This is a genomic window from Azospirillum sp. UENF 211521, from assembly GCF_058780535.1.
In genome coordinates this window covers 1414707-1429808 of the sequence record NZ_JBSNCF010000001.1, presented here as the reverse complement: position 1 = coordinate 1429808, position 15102 = coordinate 1414707, and the positions used below count along the sequence as shown (strand labels likewise).

Genomic DNA, 15102 nt, shown 5'->3' with positions numbered 1-15102 from the left:
CCCTGATGGTCGTTTTCACGGCATCTTGGCGGAATGAGGCGGCCTCGGCAATGGGCACAGCCAACAATTGTTGCCGCGGACGGTGAGCCTCAGTCCAGCCGCGCGAAGAAGGCCATGATCGCCGCCCCCACCCCTTGCGGCCATTGATGCGGGTAGAAGCGTCCGTTGCGCGTGCGGTCGTCGGCCAGCGGACACCACAGAACCGGGTTCTCCCCGCCCTCGGCGCCATAGCGGCGGCAGTTGAAACGGTGCGGCTCGTCCGGCTCGCTGCCCGTCGGCAGGCCGTCCTGGGCCAGCAGCGCACGACGCAGGCGCAGGGCTTCGGAAACCGGCACCTGCTCGTCGCGCGGGTTGTGCAGGACCATGGCGGCGACCGGCCCGCCGCAGTCCTTGGGCCGCGCGGACCCGCCCCCGACGCTGGCCAAGCCGCGGATCACCCCGCCCCGCGCGCAGGCGAGGCTGTTGGCGAAGGACCCGCCCAGCGAATGGCCGACGACGAACACCCGGCCCATGTCGATGCAATAGCTCGCCGCCATGCTCTCCAGAACGGCGTCGAACAGTCGGAAATCGCGCAGCCGGTCCGGCGGGTCGCCGGGGTCGGACCAGACGTTCAAGCCACGGGAGTCCTTCAGGCTGGCGGGATAGACGACGATCGCCGGCTCCCCCGCCTGACCTTCCAGGCCGAAGTAGCGCCGCACCTCGGCGTTGCTGTTGGTCCGCCCGTGGAAGGCGACGACGAGGCTGAACGGACGGTCGGGACGGTAGCCGTCCGGCACGGCCACGATCACGCCGCGCGCCGCCCCGTCCAGGGTCACATGGTCGGGCACCGTTGCCGGGGCCGGCGCTCCGCAGCCGCGCGATAATTGTTGCGGTGCCACATTATTAACTAATTCCGCCGCTAAGCCCTGAATGGCCCACAGAATCAGCATGGTCGCAGCGCAAAATGCGCAAAATTGTTTCACCATTCACAGCCCAGACGATCGCCTTCCTCCATAAACAGTCTACGGCGAGGGACGTTGCACCTTTGGGCAGGCTTGGCGTTAACCATCACGCAAGCATTTCCCGGCACCCTCCTTCCCAGAGCAAGGAGGTTTCGATGCCGGTTCGCGCGACTGCACGCATGATGGTTCTGGGGCTGCTGCTGGCCGTCGGCTCGTCTGGGGCCGCAACCGCCGACAGCCTGTCGGTGAACCGTCCGAACCCGGCGCCGGCGCCCGCCGCCTCCGACTTCCCCGACGCCACGCTGGTCCGCGTCGATCAAATGGACTCCACGACGCTGCGGCTGGACGGCATCATCACCCCGGCCGTGGAGCAGCGCTTCTCCGACGCGCTGCGCAGCGTTCCGGCCGGCCAGCCGGTGGTGGTCGAACTGTCGAGCCCCGGCGGCTTCACGACCGCTGGCTACCGCATGATCGACCTGATGCTGGCGGAACGGCAGGCGGGGCGTGCCGTCGCCACCCGCGTGGCCGGCGGACAGTCCTGCGAGAGCATGTGCGTCGGTCTTTATCTGGCCGGCTACCCGCGCTACGCCGCGCCGACCGCGGAATTCATGGTGCACGCCCCGCGTCTGGCGGAGAACGGCCGCATGACGCTGCGCTCCACCGACCAGATGGTGAAGCGTCTGGTCGCGCTGGGCGCCGCCCCCGCCTGGATCGAGCGGGTGCGGGCCGCCGGCGGTTTCTCCGGCAGCCTCGACTACCGCGACAACGCCGATCATCTGGCGGCGGTGGGCGCCAACATCGTCACCCACCTGATCCGCTGACGTTCGTTACGCTTCACTTTCCACAAGGCGCCGGGCGATCTCCGGCATGACCGCCGCGTCGACGTTGGCGAAGGCGAAGCGCAGATAATCGTCCTGGCCGGGACCGAACATGGAGCCGGGCAGGCACAGGATGTTGTGATCGCGGGCCAGCCCCTCGGCCACGTCGTGGGCGCGCTTGCCGGCGAAGGGATGCCGGACATAGGCGAAATAGGCCCCGATGCTGGCGATGCGGTACCCGGTGCCGCTGGCCTCCATCGCCGATTGGAAGGCGTGGACGCGGGCCAGGATGTCGCCCCGCTTTTCCGCCACCCAGCCGTCAAGATTCTCCAGCCCGAACAGCGCCGCCTTCTGCCCGACATGCGGCGCGCAGATGGCGAGGCAATCCATCACCTTGCGCGCCTGGGACAGCAGGCCGGCGTCGGCGATCACCGCGCCGACCCGATAGCCGGCAAGGCTGTAGACCTTGGAGAAGCTGTAGAGCTGGACCAGAGTCCGCCGCCAGCCGGACCGCTGGAACAGCCCATGCGGCGCCCGCCCCTCCCAATCCGGAAAGTCGCGGTAGGTTTCGTCGAGCAGCAGCTTCACGCCGCGCCGCTCGCACAGTTCGTAGAGCGCCGCGATGGCGTCGGGCGAGGCGATGGCGCCCGTCGGGTTGTTGGGGGAGATCAGCACCAGCGCGCGGGTGCCGGCGTCGATCAGCCGCTCGGCTTCCGCCGGGTCGGGGATCAGCCCGTTCTCCTCGCGCAACGCCAGCGGCCGGGCCTCGATCCCCAGCATGTCCAGCGTCATCTTGTGATTGAAGTACCAGGGGGCGGGCAGGATCACGTTGTCGCCGGCCTGCGCCAGCCCCATCACCGCCACCGCGAAGGCCTGGTTGCAGCCGGCGGTGATGAGTACCTCGTTCGCCGCGACCTCGCCGCCATAGAGCGATCCGGTGCGCCGGGCCAGCGCGGCGGTCAGCGGCGGAATGCCATCGATGGCGGTGTAGCGCGCTGTGTCCGGGGCCCGCACCTGCTCGGCCAGATGGGCGGTCAGCGCGTCGGCGGGCGGATAGCCGGGCACCGCCTGACAGAGGTCGATCAGCGGCTTGTCCGCCGGAAAGCTGCGGCCCTCGACCCAGCGCCACGCCTCGGCGATGGGCGGGGCCTCGGTGGCGGCGACGAGCGGGTTGACGTCTCTGCGGTCCATTCCCTGATGTCCAGTCTGCGGGGTCCGAATTTTTATGGGGCGCCATGGTGGACGCCCCGCCGGGCTCGCGCAAGGGACCAGAACGGGGGGACGCGCAGGACGGTCAGGCGCCGCCCAGCACCGCGTCCGGCTTGAGGCCCACCAGGGACTCATAGACCTCGGGGTCGGTCGCTCCTTCCGATCCGAACACCAGCACGCGGGCGTCCGGGGCGAGGCCCAGGCTGGCGCGGGTCGCCGGGTCCGCTGCGGCGCAGAGCAGACCGGCCAGACCGGCCACACCGGACTCCCCGCCCACGATGGACCGTCCGCCGTGCCGCCCCTCGGCCAGCAGGCGCATGGTCGCCACCGCCGCGTCGTCGGGGATGGTCAGGAAATCGTCGGCCCCGCGCTCCAGGATCGCCCAGGCGAGCAGGGACACTTCCCCACAAGCGAGTCCGGCCATCAGCGTCTCTAGATCGCCCTTGGACGGTGTCGGGCGGCCGTTGACGGCGCTCTGGTACAGGCAGTCGGCGGCGTGCGGTTCCACCACCACGAAGCGCGGGCGCTGGCGGCCCCAGCTTTCCCACAGATGGCCGCAGACCGCGGCGGGCAAGGCCCCCACCCCGCCCTGCACAAAGACGTGGGTCGGGCGCTCGCTGGCCGGAAGCTGGCCGATCGCCTCCTCCACCATCACGGTGTAGCCCTGCATCACGTCGCGCGGGATGTCCATGTAGCCGGTGTAGGAGGTGTCGGAAACGACGTGCCGGCCATGCTCCCGCGCGTCCGCCGCCGCCTGCCGCACCGCGTCGTCGTAGTTGCCGGTCACGCGGACGACGCGGGCGTCGAAGGACTCGATCGCCTGCTGCCGCCCCTGCGAGCAGTTGCCGGGGATGTAGATGACGCAGCCGCAGCCGAACACCTGCGCGCCCCAGGCGACGGAGCGGCCGTGGTTGCCGTCGGTCGCCGTGGTCACCGTGATGCCGCGGGTCACCTTGGCGTAGCGCCCGACCACCAGATCGAGCGCGGTCACCGGCACGCCGGGCACGCGGGCCTGCACCTCGCGCACCAGCAGGCGCAGCACGGCGTAGGCGCCGCCCAGCGCCTTGAAGCTGTGCAGGTTGAAGCGGCTGCTCTCGTCCTTGTACCAGATTCGGTCGATGCCGGCGGCGCGGGCCAGCCCGCCCAGCGAGCGCAGCGGAGTCGGGGCGTAGCCCGGCCAGGCGCCGATCTCCGTCATCGCGTCCTGGAAGGCGGCGCGGCTCAGGATCGCCCGTTCGGCGGGCCCGTAGGGCTGGTCCGTGTCGGCGCGCGGATTCGAGAAGAGACGCGGGGTGCCAAGCGGCGGCAGGTCGGACATCGTGTTCGCTCTCCAGCGCCGCAAGGACGGCCGCAGCCACGAAAGCATTGCCGGCCACGCCGCGTCAAGCCACGCGCGTTGTCCCCGGACAAAGCGCCGCGAGCTGTGCTAACAGCGCCTCCCCCCGCGGTCCGGCCCGCGCGCCGAAGGCGGCGGGGTCCCCGTTCCTCAAGGAGATGGTTCCGTCGTGACGACCGGTTTCAACACCACCGCCGCCGACCAATTGAAGCAGTTCGCCGACCGCATGGAGCGGTTGATGGACGAGATCGACGGCCTGAAGGCCGACCTGAAGGACCTGCGCAGCGAGGTCAAATCCGCCGGCTTCAACATCAAGGCGCTCGACAAGCTGGTCGCCATCCGCCGCAAGGACGCCGGCGAGCAGGAAGCCGAACTGCTGAACGACCTGATGCTCTACGCCCACGCCACCGGCACGCCGCTGGACATCGTGGTCCCCGAGCCGGCCGAGTGACGCTTTAAACAAAGGATCGTTGCGAAGCCGCACCGTGATTGTTCCGGGAGCGCAACATGACGTTTCGCTCCCGGAACATGTCGTTGCGCAAGCGCATCAAAGCGTCGAAAGCTTAGCGCTTCCACTCGCGGCTGGATTTCACGAAGTCGGTCAGGGTGACGCCGATCTTATCGTCCACGATGACCACCTCGCCGCGGGCGACGAGGACGCCCTCCACATAGACGTCGGTCGGGTCCTTCAGGTGCCGGTCCAGTTCCACGACGGCGCCGCGGCCGAGCTTCAGAAGATCGCGGACACGCAGCATGGCGGTGCCGATGACCACCTTGATCTCGACCGGCGCGTCGCCGATGGCGAAGGCGTCGCTGCTCATGTCGTCGGACGAGCCGGCGCCCAGCAGATCGTCGATGTTGGCCATGCCGCCCTCCTTCACCCCGGGTCACCGGACCCTTGCAACCGACTAGAGGTACCGCACCGGGCGCACCGGGGCAACGGAGACCGTCGCCACAGCCTGCGACAAGGATGGGAAACAACAGAGCAGATTTGGTTTTCCTGCGCCGGCTTGTGTTGATACCCTGCCTGCAAGACGTGAAAACAGCCGCGAAGGCAGAGCCATGACGACCGATTCTCAACGCCCGCTGGTGGACAGCGCCTGGCTGAAGGGCGCCCTCGACCGCCCCGACCTCGTGGTTCTGGACGTGCGCACGCCGCCGTCTGGCGGCTTCATCCCCGGCTCGATCCATTCCGACTACGCCAAGGCCGGCTGGCGGGCGACGGTGGACGGCGTTCCGGGCCTGCTGCCCGAGACCGCCGTTCTGGAAGGCCTGATCGGTGGGCTGGGGATTCGGAACGGTGACCACGTCGTGCTGGTCGCCAGCGGCCTCAGCGCCGCCGACATGGGGAACGCGACGCGCGTCTATTGGACCTTCAAGACGCTCGGTCACGACCGCGTGTCGGTGCTGGACGGCGGCTTCGCCGCCTGGAGCGACACCGGCCACCCCGTCGTCACGGCCGCCGCCACCCGCCCCGCCGCGACCTTCACCGCGGCCCCCCGCGAGGACCTGCGCGCGCCCCTGCCCGTGGTCGCGGCGGCGGTGACCGACGGCTCCGTCCCGCTTCTGGATTCCCGCACCGCCGAGCAGTTCGAGGGCAAGGCCAAGAGCCCACAGGCCCGCGTTCCGGGCACGCTGCCGGGGGCGGTGCTGATCGAGAATGGCGCCTTCTACTCCGCCGCCGAGAAGCGCTTCCTCCCCGCCGACGCGGTGAAGGCGCTGGCCGATCGGGCCGGGACGGGCAATGCCACGATCACCTTCTGCAACACCGGCCACCTCGCCTCGGTGTCCTGGTTCGCGCTGAGCGAGGTGGCGGGGATCGACGGGGTCCGGCTCTATGACGGGTCGATGTCGGAATGGACCGCCGACCCGGCCCGCCCTGTCAAGAACGGGCCGGCGGCGTAACCATCAAGCGCTCTTGCGGCGCCGGCGGAACCGCCCGAGATCCGACCGGCGCAGCAGGCCCAGCGCGACCGCCAGCAGCGCGTAGACCAGCAGACCGGCAAGGCCCAGCAGCACCAGCCCGCCCAGGCGCTCGAACAGCCCATGGGCGGTCAGCCAGGGCGACAGCTGGGTCTGCACCAGCCACAGCGTGCCACCCATGGCGAGCGCCGCGATGGCCATGCGCGGCAGGTTGCGCAGCAGCCGGGCATCGGCCTTGAACAGCCCGCGCCGGGTCAGCAGCCACGCCAGCAGCCCGGCGTTGACCCAGGCAGCGACGGAGGTCGCCACCGCCAGCCCCACCTGCGCCAGCGGCCCCATCAGGGCCAGCTTCAGCGCCACGTTGACCGCCGTCGCGGCCAGCGCCACCCGCACCGGGGTCGCCGTGTCGTGCCGGGCGTAGAAGCCGTTGACGAGGCTGCGGATCACCACAAAGGCCGGCAGGCCCAGCGCGTAGGCCTGCAAGGTGGCGGCGGACTGCGCGGCGTCGGTCGGGCCGAAGGCGCCGTGTTGGAACAGCACCGACACGATGGGCAGGCCGGCGACCAGGAAGGCGGCGGCGGCCGGCAGGGTCAGCACCAGCGACAGCTCCACCGCCCGGTTCTGACTCTCCACCGCGCCCGGCTCGTCCCCGCCCTTGATGCGCCGGGCCATTTCCGGAAGCAGGACGGTGCCCACCGCGATCCCGATGACGCCCAGCGGCAGCTGGTTCAGCCGGTCCGCGTAATAGAGGTAGGACACCGCGCCGGTGGGCAGCAGCGAGGCGATCAGCGTGTCGACGAACAGGTTGATCTGCGTCAGGCCGGACCCCAGCGCCGCCGGCCCCAGCACGGTCAGGAACCGCTTCACATCCGGAGTCAGGCGCGGCAGAGCCAGCCGCAGCCCCATCCCGGCCCGGCTCGCCTCCCAATACAGGTAGAGGAACTGCGCCAGCCCGGCGGCGAAAACGCCCCAGGACAGGGCGTGACCGACCGTGGGCAGCAGCGGCGCGGCCAGCACCATCGCCGCGATCAGGCACAGGTTGAGCAGGATCGGCGCCGCCGCCGCCGCCCCGAACCGCCCCATGCTGTTGAGTACGCCGGCCAGCAGCGATTCCAGCGAGATGAACAGCAGGTACGGAAAGGTGATGCTGGTGAACAGCACGGCCAGCCGGAACTTCTCCGGCTCGTCGGAGAAGCCCGGCGCAAAGACCGTCATGAACTGCGGCATGATCGCCAGGATGCCGGCCAGGAACAGAAGCTGCACCGCGAGCAGCAGGCTCATCACCTCCTCGGCGAAGCGCTTGGCGGCGGCCTGCCCGTCCTGCACCAGCTTGGCCGAGAACAGCGGCACGAAGGCGGAGTTGAAGGCACCCTCCGCGAACAGGGCGCGGAAATGGTTGGGCAGACGGAACGCCACGAAGAAGGCGTCGGCCACCGGCCCGGCGCCGAGCAGCGCTGCGGTCAGGACGTCGCGCAGGAAGCCAAGGACGCGGCTGACCAGCGTCAGCCCGCCGACGGACAGGATGTTGCGGAGCACGGTGGTACGGTCCTCTGATGGGCGGCGCCATCCTAGCGTTTTCCCCGCCCGCGTCACGCCTTTCGGCATGCCGGCCCGTGTGGAATTTGAAGGCGGTGGGCGGAAACGGTCTGCTAGGATCGGCGCCCACCCATTGCCCCATCCTCCATCTTCAGACAAGCGGAACGTCCATGGCCCAGGGTCTTCCCCTCACCTATCTGGAAGCCGGCGAAGCGAACGGCGGCACCCCCCTGCTGGTCCTGCACGGCCTGTTCGGGTCGGCGCGCAACTGGCAGACCCTGGCGAAGCGCTTCGCGGAGCGGCACCGGGTCTATGCGCTGGACCTGCGCAACCACGGCGGCGCCCCATGGTCGGACGAGATGACCTACCCGGCGATGGCCGAGGATGTGCTGCGCTTCCTCGACGACCGCGGCTTCGCGCGGGCGTCGGTGGTCGGCCACTCCATGGGCGGCAAGGTGGCGATGACGCTGGCGCTGACCCATCCCGACCGGGTGGAGCGTCTGGCCGTCGCCGACATCGCGCCGGTCGCCTACACCCACACCCACGCTCCCTTCGTGGCGGCGATGAAGCAGGCCAAGCTGGAAGGCTGCACCCGCCGTTCGGAGGTCGAGGCGCAGCTGGTGGATGCGGTGCCGGAAGCCCCCCTGCGTTCCTTCCTGCTGCAGAATCTCGTTCTGGAGCAGGGGTCGTTTCACTGGCGGATCAACCTCGACGCCATTGGCGCCCGCATGAGCGACCTGATCGGCTTCCCGGATCTGGGCGACGCCCGGTACGACGGCCCCACCCTGTTCATCGGCGGCACCCGCTCCGACTACATCGTGCCGGAAAACCATGCCGCCATCCGCCGCCACTTCCCCAAGGCCGCCATCGAAATGATCGAGGGCGCCGGCCACTGGCTGCACGCCGAACGCCCCCAGGAGTTCGCCGCGCTGGTCGAGGCTTTCGCGTAAGCCCGTACGGTCAAAAAAGAAACGGGGGCCGCGAAGGCCCCCGTTTCCGCATGCTGGCGATGCGATGTCGGCTCAGAGCGCGCCCTGACGGGCTCCGGTCTTGGCGGCCGGGCCGGCGGACTGGTTGAAGGCGTCGCGCAGGTAGGGCGACAGCGCCTGCCGCATCGTGCGCAGCCACTCGTGGATGATGATCAGCGAGCGGGAGGCGACCGGCGGGGTCATGCCCAGCTTCACCAGATCCTCGCGGGTCATCTGCGCCACCTCGTCGATGCGGTGGCCGGTCAGGCGAGCCCAGGCCGGGGCCGTGCAGGGCGCCATGGAGATGACCTCCACGCCCTCGCGCTCGACCATCTCCGCCTTGCGGCGGGCGTACTGGCTGTCGTCGAGCTGCGAGAAGGGACCGGAGAATCCGTTCTCGACGAGGACGCGCTTGGCCTTCGGGGCGATGGTGGCGATGCGCTCCAGCGTGTTCATGCCGGTGGACAGCGAGGCCAGATCGACGGTGACCGGAACCATGAAGGTCAGCCGCTCGCCCTCGCCGACATAGTAGTCGAAGCCCGACACCTCGGCCCAGTTGAAGAACCACTGGGAGATGTTGCCGCCGAAGTCGAAGAGGCGGCCGCCGCGCTGCAACTCCGGCCCGATCTGGTCCCAGAACTCGTAGAAGCCGTCGCCCGACCCCATCATGTTCATGAAGTCCTGGGTGATGCGGCGGTGCTCGACCACCTCCGGACCGAACAGGCGGTTCAGGCGCTCGTTGACCTCATATTCGACGACCTTGAGCTGAAGGCCTTCGAGCATGGCGGTCGCCATCAGGTGATGGGACAGCAGCGTCTTGCCGACGCCACCGCGGTCGTTGAGAACGAAGATGGTGCCCAGCATGCGATCGCCTTTCCAGGGTCTGTTCGATGTCGAATCTTGAGGTGTTGAAACGTTAAGGTCCGGAGCTTTGAGGATCGGAGCCTGTGTGCGAGAGACGTCCGGAACCGGGGCCGGAGTCGCTTCCTCCGGCGCAGCGGCGGACGCCGGCTCCGGAACGGGGATCGGCTCCGGTTCGGGACCGGGAGAAGAGTCCGGCACGCCGGCTTCCGGCGGACCGTCGGCCGCGCCGTCCGGTTCCGGTGTTTCGGATTCCCGTTTTTTGGATTCCGGTGTGTCGGGTTCCGCCGCCTCGGGTGGTTCCGCCACATCCACAGCCGCATCCGGCTGGCCGGCGGCCAGGGCGGCGCGGTGCACCGCGTCCAGCGTTTCGCGCGGGGTCGCCCCGCCCGCTTCTTCCCCGTCCGCACCCCCGTCGCGCGCCTCGTTCCCCACGAGGAAGAAGGCGGAGCGCAGGGTGACGGGCGAAATCGGCTGGTTGTCGCGGGCGGTGACGCCCAGCTTCGCCAGCACATCGGAGATGTCCGCCCAGGACAGGCCGCGCTCGCGCATCAGGCCGATGTCGGCGTAGCTTTCGCGGACGGCCTGCATGGCCGAGCGGTTTCCAGTCGGACGATCGGCAAGGAGCCGTTCCAGTTCCGCGCGATCAATCGACACCGTGAGTACCCGGCATGCGTGGTTCTGGGGAGGGGTGGGTAGGATTTGTGATACCGCAGGATTCCGTTCCCCCCGGTGCGGAAAAAATAGTACAAGCGATTGGGGTGCGCAAACGGTTTCCAACCATGTTCAACCGCATTAAACCTGTGACACGGCAACCTTCCTTGGTCTCCATCAGGATTGCAGGATAGGGCCCGGCGTTTGGCGAAGATGCCCTATGATTTTCGATCGCAGGATCAGCGGACCGCCGACTCCGGGCGGACGCCGGGGACTCCCATCGGCTTCCACGAGCTGCGCCAGGCCTGCGAGATTTCGGCCCTTCGGGAGGATCTGGAGCGCGTCCTCCAGGACACCGGCGCCCTGCGCGACAGCATCGAGGACGCGGTGGAGCAGGTGCGCCAGCGCTTCGCCGCCCTGACGGCGGAGGAACTGGCGAACTCCGAAACGATGGCGCCGCTGCTCCAGTTCGCCGTCTCCACCCTGCTGACCATCCGCGACGAGGCCCGGCGCATCAACACCCAGACCGGCCCGGTCGACGACGACGACCGCCCCACGCGGACCGTCGCCGATCCGCGCCCCCCGCCCTCCGCCGGGACCCCGGCAGCACCGCCGTCCGTCCCGCCGCCCCCCTCCCCCCAGACCGCGCCGCAGACCGCGCCGCAAACCTACGCGCCGCCGCCGTCCGACGAGCCGGCCCCGTCCTTCGCTTCGGAACCGGAACGCGAGGAGACATCCCCGCCGCCGACTCGGGCGCCCGTTCTGTCGCCGTTCGTGCCGCGCGCCCCGGCGCCGGCGCCGCAGCGTCCGGCGGCACCGGATCCCGCTCCCGAAGCGCCTCCGGCTCCCTCCTGGCTCTCGCCCCTGTCCGGGCGCAAGGGCGGTCCCGGAGTCAACGGCAGCGCTCCGCGCAACGGCAACGTGGACTGGCTGAGCCGTCCCAAACGCTGACCTCCTCCGTTGCCCCCCTTTCGTCCCGTTGTTGCGGGAAGGTCGCACCTCGTCCGAACGCACCCACGTCACACCGATTTTCCTTGAACTCCGAAATGGGTGCGGCTACCACTTTATTTGGTAAATGAATCTTTACCAATAACACCTGCGGCGACGCATGGGGGTGGTCATGGCACGGGATGATGTGGACACGCTGGCACGGCCATCGCCCCGCCTGGAATGGCGGCACCGCTGTGGCCCGGCCGCCCAGGCTGACCGCAGAGATTCCCCCCGGCACGACACTCCGGCAGTGATCCGGCCCCTGCGGTTGCTGATCGTGGAGGACGAATCCCTGGCCGCCGAGGCGGTGGGGATGGCCGCCATGGACCTTGGCCACATCGTCTGCGGTACCGCCCGCACCGAGGAGGAGGCGGTGGCCATCGCCGGACGCGAGCGGCCCGACGTGGCGCTGATGGACGTGCGGCTGGCCGGCGGCGACGGGATCGAGGCGGCGCGGCGCCTGCGCGCCAACTATGGCATCCGCTCGATTTTCCTGTCCGGCTACGCCAACCACGCCATCATGGCCCGCATCACCGAGACCTACCCGCTGGGCGTGGTCAACAAGCCCTATTCGCTGGCCCAGTTGAAGCTGGCGCTCGACCTCGCGGCGCGGCGCCTCCACGGCCCGCGCGGCTGATACCATCCCGCTCCGCCAAACAGGAAAGGGCGGCCTCCCCCGTGGGAAGCCGCCCTTTTCTTTCAACCGTCGTGGAGCGTGACGCTCCCTCCCCCTGCCCTCACTCCTGGATGAAGGCCTTCACGTAGGAGTGCGACAGCGGCTGCACCAGATAGTCGAGCGGGGTGCGGGCGGACAGCAGGATGCGCGCCTCCACCGGCATGCCCGGCTTGATCGTCAGGTTGTGGACCTGATGGGAGTCGCTGTCCTTCAGCTTGATCCGCGCGATGTAGGACTCCTGGCGGGTGATCGGGTCCATCACGCGGTCGGCCGAGACGTAGGTCACCGTGCCGTCCAGCGAGCCGACGACGCGGCTGTCATAGGCGGTCAGCTGAACCTTCACCGGCAGATCGACGGTCAGCGACTTGATGTCCTTCGGCTGGACCTTCACCTCGGCCAGCAGGGCACGGCCGTCCGGGATGATGTCCAGGATCGGCTCGTTCGCGGTGATCGTGCCGCCGGCCGCCCAATGGCTGTGCATCACGACGGTCCCGGCGTCCGGAGCCTTGATCGCGCGGGTCTCCAGCCGGTTGGCGGCGTCGCGCATCTGCTCGGCGAGGCGGATGACGTCGCCGCGGGATTTCTCCAGATCGACCAGCACCTTTTCGCGGAAGTCGTTGCGGCGGCGCAGAAGGTCGCCCTCGGCATCCACGGCGGCCTGGTTGGCCTGGGCGATGCGGGCCTCAAGCTCGCGGTCGCGGCCCTTGAGCTGCGCCTCCTCCTTCTGCTGCTCGACCAGCTTGGTCCGGGTGGCGTTGCCGCGGGACAGCAGTCCCTGGGTGATGCGCAGATCGTCCTCGATCAGCTGGATCTCGCGGGCCAGGAACTTGCGCTGCTCCTGAAGGCTTTTGCCTTCCTCGCGCAGCGTGATGACGCGCTCCTTGGTCAGCTTGGCCTCGGTGTCGAGCTGGTTGCGGCGGACCTGGAACAGGGTTTCCTGGTTGCCCATCAGCTTTTCCACCGTGCGGTCGCTGCCGCGGCGGCGGATCAGCTCGTCCGGCCACTCGATGGCCGGCTGCTCGAACAGCTCGGCGGTCAGGCGCGCTTCCAGCGCCTGGGTCTCCAGCCAGGAGGTGCTGAGCACCTGGAGCCGGGTCGCCGCCTCGGTGCTGTCCAGCCGCATCAGGACCTGACCGGCCTTCACCGTGTCGCCTTCCTTGACGAGGATCTCCTCGATCTGGGCGGTCTCGGTGTGCTTCACGATCTTGCGGCCGGTCTCCGGGGCGAGCGCGCCGGAGGCCATGACGGCGCTGTGAAGCGGGGCGAGCGCGGCCCAGGCGGTCATCCCGCCGAAGCCCACCGCCAGCACCATGAAGCCGCCGGCCAGAAGCCCGCTGACCCGGGTGTCGGGAACCAGCGCGCGCAGCGCGCCGATCGACGTCATGGTCTTCGTCTTGTAGGTGTTCATGGTGGTGTCGGTCATCACAGAAGGTCCTTGATCGCCGGAAGGGCTAGGTGCTGGTCTGGAGGTTCCGGCGTCAGCCGGCGGCGCTCTGCACCGGCGCCGGGCCGATGTTGCGCAGGCGGCTCCAGTTCGGACCCTGCTGCTCCTGCTGGCGTTGCGGCAGTTCGACCGCCATGCCGTTCTTCAGAACGAAGGTCTTGTCGGAAATATCAACGAAGGCCGGGGAATGGGTCAGCACGATGGTGGTGACGCCGCTGGTCTTGGCCTCGACGATGAACTCGCGCACCGCCTTATGGCCGATCTCGTCCATGCCGGCCGACGGCTCGTCGAGAACCATCAGCGACGGGCGGCCGTAGCCGGCGCGGGCCAGGGCGATCAGGCGGGCCGAGGCGCCGGTGATCGGGAACAGCGGGTCGGTCACCTCGGTCTCATAGCCGCCGGGCAGGCTCTCGACCCAGGAATGGATGCCGGCACGCTTGGCGGCGTCCTCGACCTTCTCCCGCGTCGTCTCGGTGAAGCGGGCGATGTTCTCGGCGATGGTGCCGGGCAGCAGGTCGGCGCCCTGCGCCATGTAGCCGATGCCCTGCTCCGGGGTTTCCGGGTTCAGCGAGGCGACGGCCAGACCGCCCAGCCGCACGGTGCCCGCCGACGGCATCGCCACGCCGGCCAGCAGACGGGCCAGGACCGACTTGCCGGAGCGGTTGGGGCCGGCGATGCACACCGTCTGGCCCGGCTCCACCGCCAGCGTGACGCTGCGCAGGATCGGCTTCTGGTCGCGGGGCGAGACGAACAGCAGGTTCTCGACGGTCAGGCGCTCGCGCTCGACCGGGATCATCGGACGCTCCGGTTCCAGCGACAGGCGCTTCAGCAGCGGGAACAGGCGGCGGAAGGCCTGGTAGGACTTCTGGATCTGGCCCCAGGCACCGGCGGTCTGCTCAACCGGGGCGAGGGCGCGGCCGACCAGCATGGAGGTGGCGATCATGCCGCCGAAGGACAGGTGCTGCTCGATCACCAGCAGGGCGCCGACGCCAGTCACCGCGATCTGGATGACCATGCGGACCCACTTGGTGAAGGCGCCGATGGCGGCGGCGCGCTCGGTCGAGCGGCCCTGCAGGGCGGAGGTGGTCATGGCGTCGCGGGCCACGGCGTCCAGCGCGCTCGGCCCCATACGCAGGCCGCGCACCGTCTCCGACCGCGACAGCAGGGAGTTGAACAGGCGCTGCGAACGGCTGGCCGGGGCCTTGCTGTCCTCGGCAAAGTGGCGGACCGCCCAGTTGCTCAGATAGCCGAGCGCCGTCATGATGACCATCGCGGCGACCAGGATCACGGCGAGCAGCGGGTGGATCAGGTAGATGCCGATGACGTACAGGGGCACCCAGGGCAGGTCCATCAGGGCCGGCAGCGACGGACGGCTCATCGCGCCCTTGACCTCCATGAGGTCGCTGACCGGGGCGGTGTCCGGACGGCCGCGGCCCGAGGCGTCCAGCACGTCGGCGGTCAGCCGGCGGCGCCAGGTGACCTCCAGCGCGTTGCCCGCGCGGGCCAGGATGCGCGCCCGCACCGTTTCCATGGCGGCGCTCAGCGTCAGGGCCAGGACGACGATGACCGTCAGCATGACCAGCGTATCGATGTTGCCGGATGGAATGGCCCGGCTGAAGACCTGAAGCGAATAAAGCGGCATCGCCAACATCAGAAGATTGATGGTGGCGCTAAAGACAAATGCACCAACAAGTACACGGGTGAAATAACGTCCACCGTGAGCCTTATCCATTTTAACATCTTTAT

The 15102-nt window shown here is 69.2% G+C and carries 14 protein-coding genes; 6 read left to right on the top strand and 8 right to left on the bottom strand.

What is annotated here, in order from left to right; genetic code table 11:
- Nucleotides 1-89 precede the first annotated feature (89 nt).
- On the bottom strand, nt 90-827 hold the full coding sequence (locus ACWPN5_RS06690; protein ID WP_492294941.1) for a CE1 family esterase: 738 nt from the start codon (nt 825-827) through the stop codon (nt 90-92).
- A 269-nt stretch (nt 828-1096) separates the two neighbouring features.
- Here ACWPN5_RS06690 and ACWPN5_RS06685 point away from each other — a divergent pair, with 269 nt between their 5' ends.
- On the top strand, nt 1097-1762 hold the full coding sequence (locus ACWPN5_RS06685; RefSeq protein WP_145678168.1) for an ATP-dependent Clp protease proteolytic subunit: 666 nt from the start codon (nt 1097-1099) through the stop codon (nt 1760-1762).
- A gap of 6 nt (nt 1763-1768) precedes the next feature.
- Here ACWPN5_RS06685 and ACWPN5_RS06680 read toward each other — a convergent pair whose 3' ends face one another.
- Nucleotides 1769-2950 carry an aminotransferase gene (locus ACWPN5_RS06680; RefSeq protein ID WP_492294939.1) on the bottom strand — a complete coding sequence of 394 codons (1182 nt, stop codon included), beginning with the start codon at nt 2948-2950 and terminating at the stop codon, nt 1769-1771.
- Between the two features lie 103 nt (nt 2951-3053).
- The gene (locus ACWPN5_RS06675) at nt 3054-4286 is read right to left on the bottom strand and encodes a diaminopropionate ammonia-lyase (RefSeq protein ID WP_492294937.1); all 1233 of its coding nucleotides are present in this window, start codon (nt 4284-4286) and stop codon (nt 3054-3056) included.
- Nucleotides 4287-4473: 187 nt separating this feature from the next.
- Between ACWPN5_RS06675 and ACWPN5_RS06670 the strand changes: the two genes are divergently transcribed.
- The gene (locus ACWPN5_RS06670) at nt 4474-4755 is read left to right on the top strand and encodes a DUF2312 domain-containing protein (protein ID WP_014240219.1); all 282 of its coding nucleotides are present in this window, start codon (nt 4474-4476) and stop codon (nt 4753-4755) included.
- 112 nt (nt 4756-4867) lie between these two features.
- Here the strand turns inward: ACWPN5_RS06670 and fliN are convergent, their stop codons facing one another.
- A complete protein-coding gene (gene fliN / locus ACWPN5_RS06665) occupies nt 4868-5170 on the bottom strand; it encodes a flagellar motor switch protein FliN (RefSeq protein ID WP_014240218.1) in 303 nt (100 codons plus the stop codon).
- A 196-nt stretch (nt 5171-5366) separates the two neighbouring features.
- On the opposite strand from fliN, the gene ACWPN5_RS06660 reads away from it, so the two are divergent.
- Nucleotides 5367-6209: a sulfurtransferase gene (locus tag ACWPN5_RS06660; RefSeq protein WP_492294935.1), complete on the top strand. Its 843-nt coding sequence runs from the start codon at nt 5367-5369 to the stop codon at nt 6207-6209.
- A gap of 3 nt (nt 6210-6212) precedes the next feature.
- Here the strand turns inward: ACWPN5_RS06660 and murJ are convergent, their stop codons facing one another.
- Nucleotides 6213-7763, bottom strand: coding sequence for a murein biosynthesis integral membrane protein MurJ (murJ, locus tag ACWPN5_RS06655; protein ID WP_492294933.1), 1551 nt, complete (start codon nt 7761-7763; stop codon nt 6213-6215).
- A 170-nt stretch (nt 7764-7933) separates the two neighbouring features.
- Here murJ and ACWPN5_RS06650 point away from each other — a divergent pair, with 170 nt between their 5' ends.
- Nucleotides 7934-8713, top strand: a complete 780-nt coding sequence (locus ACWPN5_RS06650; RefSeq protein ID WP_492294931.1) for an alpha/beta fold hydrolase — start codon at nt 7934-7936, stop codon at nt 8711-8713.
- 72 nt (nt 8714-8785) lie between these two features.
- Here the strand turns inward: ACWPN5_RS06650 and ACWPN5_RS06645 are convergent, their stop codons facing one another.
- Nucleotides 8786-10249 carry a hypothetical protein gene (locus ACWPN5_RS06645; RefSeq protein ID WP_492294929.1) on the bottom strand — a complete coding sequence of 488 codons (1464 nt, stop codon included), beginning with the start codon at nt 10247-10249 and terminating at the stop codon, nt 8786-8788.
- Between the two features lie 210 nt (nt 10250-10459).
- Between ACWPN5_RS06645 and ACWPN5_RS06640 the strand changes: the two genes are divergently transcribed.
- Both ACWPN5_RS06640 and ACWPN5_RS06635 read left to right on the top strand, forming a co-directional pair.
- Nucleotides 10460-11197: a hypothetical protein gene (locus ACWPN5_RS06640; RefSeq protein WP_145685358.1), complete on the top strand. Its 738-nt coding sequence runs from the start codon at nt 10460-10462 to the stop codon at nt 11195-11197.
- Between the two features lie 289 nt (nt 11198-11486).
- Entirely contained in the window at nt 11487-11873 is a 387-nt protein-coding gene (locus tag ACWPN5_RS06635; RefSeq protein WP_492294926.1) for a response regulator, read from the top strand.
- A gap of 100 nt (nt 11874-11973) precedes the next feature.
- On the opposite strand, the gene ACWPN5_RS06630 is transcribed toward ACWPN5_RS06635, so the two are convergent.
- Both ACWPN5_RS06630 and ACWPN5_RS06625 read right to left on the bottom strand, forming a co-directional pair.
- Nucleotides 11974-13335, bottom strand: coding sequence for an HlyD family type I secretion periplasmic adaptor subunit (locus ACWPN5_RS06630; RefSeq protein ID WP_145685331.1), 1362 nt, complete (start codon nt 13333-13335; stop codon nt 11974-11976).
- 55 nt (nt 13336-13390) lie between these two features.
- Nucleotides 13391-15088 carry a type I secretion system permease/ATPase gene (locus tag ACWPN5_RS06625; protein WP_492294924.1) on the bottom strand — a complete coding sequence of 566 codons (1698 nt, stop codon included), beginning with the start codon at nt 15086-15088 and terminating at the stop codon, nt 13391-13393.
- Nucleotides 15089-15102: the final 14 nt, after the last annotated feature.

Excerpts from the sequence above, each read along its gene's own strand:
- ACWPN5_RS06625 (WP_492294924.1), bottom strand. The coding sequence starts at position 15,088 with ATGGATAAGGCTCACGGTGGACGTTATTTCACCCGTGTACTTGTTGGT.
- ACWPN5_RS06630 (WP_145685331.1), bottom strand. The coding sequence starts at position 13,335 with ATGACCGACACCACCATGAACACCTACAAGACGAAGACCATGACGTCG.
- fliN (WP_014240218.1), bottom strand. The coding sequence starts at position 5,170 with ATGGCCAACATCGACGATCTGCTGGGCGCCGGCTCGTCCGACGACATG.
- ACWPN5_RS06640 (WP_145685358.1), top strand. The coding sequence starts at position 10,460 with ATGCCCTATGATTTTCGATCGCAGGATCAGCGGACCGCCGACTCCGGG.
- ACWPN5_RS06680 (WP_492294939.1), bottom strand. The coding sequence starts at position 2,950 with ATGGACCGCAGAGACGTCAACCCGCTCGTCGCCGCCACCGAGGCCCCG.
- ACWPN5_RS06685 (WP_145678168.1), top strand. The coding sequence starts at position 1,097 with ATGCCGGTTCGCGCGACTGCACGCATGATGGTTCTGGGGCTGCTGCTG.
- ACWPN5_RS06650 (WP_492294931.1), top strand. The coding sequence starts at position 7,934 with ATGGCCCAGGGTCTTCCCCTCACCTATCTGGAAGCCGGCGAAGCGAAC.
- ACWPN5_RS06675 (WP_492294937.1), bottom strand. The coding sequence starts at position 4,286 with ATGTCCGACCTGCCGCCGCTTGGCACCCCGCGTCTCTTCTCGAATCCG.
- ACWPN5_RS06660 (WP_492294935.1), top strand. The coding sequence starts at position 5,367 with ATGACGACCGATTCTCAACGCCCGCTGGTGGACAGCGCCTGGCTGAAG.